7 protein-coding genes are annotated in these 5169 nt (G+C 34.3%); all 7 read right to left on the reverse strand.

Annotation, left to right across the window (positions count from 1 at the left end; genetic code table 11):
- Positions 1-387 (reverse strand): hypothetical protein (locus ENL20_05520; GenBank protein ID HHE38015.1); only part of this gene is annotated, 387 nt, incomplete at its 3' end.
- A gap of 114 nt (positions 388-501) precedes the next feature.
- Positions 502-1236 carry an ABC transporter permease gene (locus ENL20_05525; GenBank protein HHE38016.1) on the reverse strand — a complete coding sequence of 245 codons (735 nt, stop codon included), beginning with the start codon at positions 1234-1236 and terminating at the stop codon, positions 502-504.
- 148 nt (positions 1237-1384) lie between these two features.
- Positions 1385-2719 carry a replicative DNA helicase gene (dnaB, locus tag ENL20_05530; protein HHE38017.1) on the reverse strand — a complete coding sequence of 445 codons (1335 nt, stop codon included), beginning with the start codon at positions 2717-2719 and terminating at the stop codon, positions 1385-1387.
- A 162-nt stretch (positions 2720-2881) separates the two neighbouring features.
- Positions 2882-3550 carry a uracil-DNA glycosylase gene (locus ENL20_05535; GenBank protein HHE38018.1) on the reverse strand — a complete coding sequence of 223 codons (669 nt, stop codon included), beginning with the start codon at positions 3548-3550 and terminating at the stop codon, positions 2882-2884.
- A 6-nt stretch (positions 3551-3556) separates the two neighbouring features.
- The gene (locus ENL20_05540; protein HHE38019.1) at positions 3557-3787 is read right to left on the reverse strand and encodes a hypothetical protein; all 231 of its coding nucleotides are present in this window, start codon (positions 3785-3787) and stop codon (positions 3557-3559) included.
- The gene (locus ENL20_05545; protein ID HHE38020.1) at positions 3777-4406 is read right to left on the reverse strand and encodes a guanylate kinase; all 630 of its coding nucleotides are present in this window, start codon (positions 4404-4406) and stop codon (positions 3777-3779) included. The genes ENL20_05540 and ENL20_05545 overlap by 11 nt, the downstream gene beginning before the upstream one ends.
- Positions 4407-4414: 8 nt before the next feature.
- Positions 4415-4792 (reverse strand): glycine cleavage system protein GcvH, encoded by a 378-nt coding sequence (gcvH, locus tag ENL20_05550; protein ID HHE38021.1) that lies wholly within the window; start codon positions 4790-4792, stop codon positions 4415-4417.
- Positions 4793-5169 lie beyond the last annotated feature (377 nt).

Raw genomic sequence — 5169 nt, forward strand, 5'->3', positions numbered from 1 at the left:
AATTAGAATACTATTATTTTCAGTTTTAAATCTATTTTCCACATTTTTCAGATTCTTCGGTTCATAAGAAATCAAAATACTATCTTTTTGTATTTCCGCGAGAAGCACATCATCGATCCCAACCAGAACATCGGCGACCGGTTTTCCTTTTTCTATTTCAAAATTTAATTGTTTCAAGAGTTTTTTGGATCCATTAAATATCGTAATTGAAATCTGACATTGAAAAAGGTCTTCAAAAACTGGAATTATTTTTTCCCAGAAATCTTCAGAAAATTGGTCGGTTACCAAATAAACTTCAAGTTTCCGTAAAATATCTTTGTCAGAATCTTTTTTTGAGGAACAACCGAATAAAAAGAAAATCAGAAAAAAAATGAAAAAATTCTTCATAATATATTTCCACATCAAAACAACTTCCGATTGTGCAAAGCTCATCGGAATGTTATCTACTCGTTGTTTGTTTTTATCATTCGGAAGAGCTGCGCACATTCCGAAGATTTTATTTTATATATTTCCAAAAAGCAGGGAAGCAACGATAAAATCCAAAATTAAAACCATGATGGATGAATAGACAACAGTTTGAGTTGCAGCCTTACCAACACCTTCAGCTCCACCTTTGGTTTTATTACCGACAAAGCAGGCAATGGAAGTTATGATCCAACCAAAAAAGAAAGCCTTTACTAATCCTCCCCAGAGATCAGATGGAAGGAAATAATTTTTCATGTTGTTAAAAAAACTGAATGAATTAATATTGTATTTGAAAGTGCTTAAAAAATAAGCAGAAAATATCCCGATCAAATTAGCATAGATCGTTAATAAAGGGAACATCAGGCAACCCGCGATAATTCTTGGAAAATAGATAAAATCTTGTGGATTTATAGCCATTGTTTTCAGGGCATCTATTTGCTCGCTGACTTTCATCGTCCCGATTTCAGCGGCAATGGAAGCACCGATCTTACCTGCCAGAACAAGTCCGGTTAATACGGGTGCAAGTTCGATCATAGTTGATTTTCCAACGAGAACACCGATCAGGTTTTTGGGAATATAACCGCTGGTTTGATAAGAAGCTTGCACAGAAGTAACCAATCCCGTAAAGGCTGAAGTAACAGAGATCAAAAGCAGAGAATCATAACCGAATCTTTTCATCTGCTTGATGATCTCCAGGAAGCGTTTTCCAATTTTAGGTAAGTTCGTGAATATCGAAAAATTGAAGATTATGAATTCGCCAAAAACAGTGATATAATTAAAATTAAGATTATATGAAATAAAAAACCCCCTTTAATTCCCCCTTTTGAAGTGGGATTATTAGGAATATTTTGATTAATGAAAGTCAAATTCCTTTGAACTCCCCTTTACAAGGGGAGATTTAGAGGGATTTATGATTTTATTAAACATTACTCAAAGAGCGGAAAGCAGTCAATTCCTTCACAAATAATAATTCTATTTCCCCAGTAGCACCATGCCGATTTTTGCTGATAATAATTTTGGCAATACCCTTTTTTTCAGTTTCCTTATCGTATTCTTCTTCTCGATAAATGAACATGACAATATCTGCGTCTTGCTCGATCGCTCCTGATTCTCTCAAATCCGCTAACATCGGGATCGGAGGTTTCCTGCTCTCAACTGCTCGATTTAACTGAGATAAAGCAATGATCGGAATTCCCATCTCTTTTGCCAGGATTTTCAGTGATCGGGAAATCTCTGCAATTTCCTGCTGACGATTCTCACGATTTCTCTTTACGGACATCAACTGAAGATAATCGATTATCAGCATATCCAGACCTTTAATCTCAGCTTTTAATCTCCTGGTTTTTGCCCGGATATCAAGCAATGTATTAGAACCAACATCATCGACGAAAATCTCTTTTTCGGACAAAGCTTCAGCCACCTGAGCTATCCGCAGGATTTTCTTCTCATCCATACCATAACCTTTGAGCATGTTATCCATACTGACTTCCGAGGCAGAACTCATCATCCTTAAAAGGATTTCTTCATTATCCATTTCCATAGTAAAGATCGCAACTTTTTTATCATAATACATGGAAGCATTAAAGGCGATATTCAGAGCTAAAGAGGTCTTCCCCATTGCAGGTCTGGCAGCAATAACAACAAATTGCCCCGGACGAAAACCTCCGATCTTCTTATCAAGGTCGGGAAATCCGCTGGGAACTCCGATCACACTTTTCTTGGAAGTTGCAATTTCTTCGATATTTTTGATCGCTGTAGGAATTATCTTATCTATTTTGACAAAAGTCTTTCGTTCCGGTCTTTCTGCTATCCTGAATATTTCCTGTTCTGCGTTATCGACAATATCTTCGACAGGTTGATCGGATTTATAACATTCTTCGATAATCTGGTTGGAGGTAGTTATCAATTGCCTTAACAACGCTCTTTCCTGAACGATATTGGCATGATATTCAATATTCGCACCGCTCAGGACAACATCGGATAACTCATTGATAAAATTCTCACCACCGACCTTTTCAAGTGTTCCATTCTGCTTTAACCTATCGATGACCGTAATAATATCGATTTCAATATTCTCTTCAAATAAATCCAGTAATGTCTTATAAATAATTTTATGAGCAGTTCGATAAAAATGCTCTTCATCGAGTAATTCGATCGCTTTGGAAACGACAAAATTATCGATCATCATCGCAGAAAGCACGGCTGCCTCTGCATTTATATCATTTGGAAGTTGTCGTTCTATTTTTGTAGCCATAATATTTCTCTAAATAGAATCTATAAATCAATCTTGAATTTTTGCTTGTTCCTGAATTTCATTTGGGAACACAATTATCAAAGTAAAACTTTTTTAAATTTACATTCCCGAATAAAATTTGGGAATGAGGATAGAAAAATCAGAACAAACAGGATGTTTGTTTTACAATTTAATATAATCATCTCTTAATTTTTGCAGATCGATCCAGGCATATTTCTTCCAACCCGGATTTCTGAGTAAAGCAGAAGGATGATAAGTTACATAAGTTTTAATACCTTTATAAAGATAAGTTTTTTCTCTGAAAAGTGTTAGCGTCATGCTTTCGTTCAGTAATGATGTGGCAGCAACTTTTCCTAATAATAATAATAATTTCGGTTTGATGATAGAAATTTGTTCATCCAGATATTTCAGGCAGGAGTTGATTTCAGCAGGAAGTGGATTCCTATTATTCGGAGGTCTGCATTTCACAACATTTGTAATGTAAATATCGCTTCTTTCCAGATTTATTGCCTGTAACATTCTTGTCAGGAGTTGCCCAGCTTTTCCAACGAAAGGTCTTCCCGTAATATTTTCATCTGCACCAGGAGCTTCCCCGATAAGCATTAATTTCGAGTCAGGATTTCCTTCACCGTAAACAAATTTGATCCTGCTCTGACTCAGAAGACATTTTTTACAATCCTGATAATTTTCTTCTAATCCCAATAATTGCATTTTTTTATACTTAATAATTTCTTCTGATGTTTGCTGAATTATTTCCGGATTAAGAAAAATGTTTTCAATACCTGAAAGTTTTAGATATTCAAGATATTGAGTAAGAGTTCTGGTTTGCATCAGAAATTATTGTTCATCTTCTTTTTCAAAAATATTTTCCTCCTGATTTTCTACAACATAATCAGGTATTTCATTAGCTGCAACATGCTCCAAAGCAATTTCAGTTATTTTTTTATTAAAACTTCTTTTTAATGTATATGGCAGATTACTTAATCTTTCGACTTCTAAATTTGCTAATAATATAAACAAATATGTTATATTATTTTTTTCTAAAAACTCTTCTACTTTATTTTCCAAAAACACCTCCGTAAAATGTTTTTTCAATGTTTATAAATCGTTGTGTTCTGTTTTCTTCTGCCTTAATAATATTCAAAACATCATTATAAGCTGTTTGCAGATCATCATTAATAATCAAGTATTGAAATCTTTTAATCTGTTTTATTTCATGAACTGCATTGTGCAATCTTTCCTCGATGATATCTTCCGAATCTGTTCCCCTTTTAATCAATCTTTCTTTAAGAATTTCCTTGGAAGGAGGTAAGATAAATATTGTAGTTGCTTCCACACCGCTTTCTAATATCTGTTTTGCTCCTCTGATATCAATATCCAGCAGAACATGTTTACTTGACTTAAGTTTCTTCTCAATATAACTGCGGGATGTACCATAAAAATTTCCATGCACAAAAGCGTACTCCAGGAAATCTTCGGAATCGATTTTTTGTTTGAAAGCAGATTCGGAAATGAAGTGGTAATCGATCCCGTCTTTTTCCATTCCACGAGGTCTCCGGGTTGTATAAGAAATCGAATATTCGATATTGCTTCTATCCCGGACAATCATTTTTCCGATCGTAGATTTTCCACCTCCGGAGGGTGAAATCAGGATGATCAGGAAATTCTTTTTTTTAAATTCAGTCACCGGTAATTTTAATCCTCGATCAATTGTGTATAAGCTTCAGCATCGATAAGATCACCTAATTCTTGTTCTTTACTGATCTTGATCTTGATAATCCAGCCGTCTTCAAAAGCAGATTTATTGATTATTTCAGGATTATCTTCCAAAGCTTTGTTTACTTCAATAATTTCACCGCTGAGAGGAGATATCATATCTTCTACTGCTTTAACAGCTTCAATCGTTCCAAAAGCTTCCCCAACTGTAACTTCATCTCCAATTTCCGGTAATTCAATGTAAACGATATCTCCCAATTCGTGTTGGGCATAATCTGTTATTCCGATAACTGCTTCTTTATCTTTAATCATTACCCATTCATGACTTTCGGTGTAAAAAATATCTTTCTTAACCATTTTTCATCCTCCAATATAAATTTGCGATAAGCACGAAATATCGGGTTTTGGTGTCAAGTTTTTCGTGCAAGGAACAGATAAAACTATATAACTATTTACCGTGTAAGCAATTATGAAAACAAAAACAGAAAAGATATTTTATAGAATTTATGAAATATCTTCAGAAAATTGCATATTAGCCGCTTAAAAAATCCAAACTTACCAATCCTGATGTATCGGGATCGTGAAATTTTCAAAACTACTGTTTCTCCTCATTCCCAAATTTTAAAATGTCATTGGAACAATGACAAGGAATGCAATTGTTGAAAAGTTTTACTTTGATTTTTTGTGCGAGAAAGTATTATTCGAAATGAAATTTCTTTATCAGTTGTGTTCCT

The organism is Candidatus Cloacimonadota bacterium (assembly GCA_011372345.1).
In the GTDB taxonomy this organism is placed as follows: Bacteria; Cloacimonadota; Cloacimonadia; order Cloacimonadales; family TCS61; genus DRTC01.

Excerpts from the sequence above, each read along its gene's own strand:
- dnaB (HHE38017.1), bottom strand. The coding sequence starts at position 2,719 with ATGGCTACAAAAATAGAACGACAACTTCCAAATGATATAAATGCAGAG.
- ENL20_05535 (HHE38018.1), bottom strand. The coding sequence starts at position 3,550 with ATGCAAACCAGAACTCTTACTCAATATCTTGAATATCTAAAACTTTCA.
- gcvH (HHE38021.1), bottom strand. The coding sequence starts at position 4,792 with ATGGTTAAGAAAGATATTTTTTACACCGAAAGTCATGAATGGGTAATG.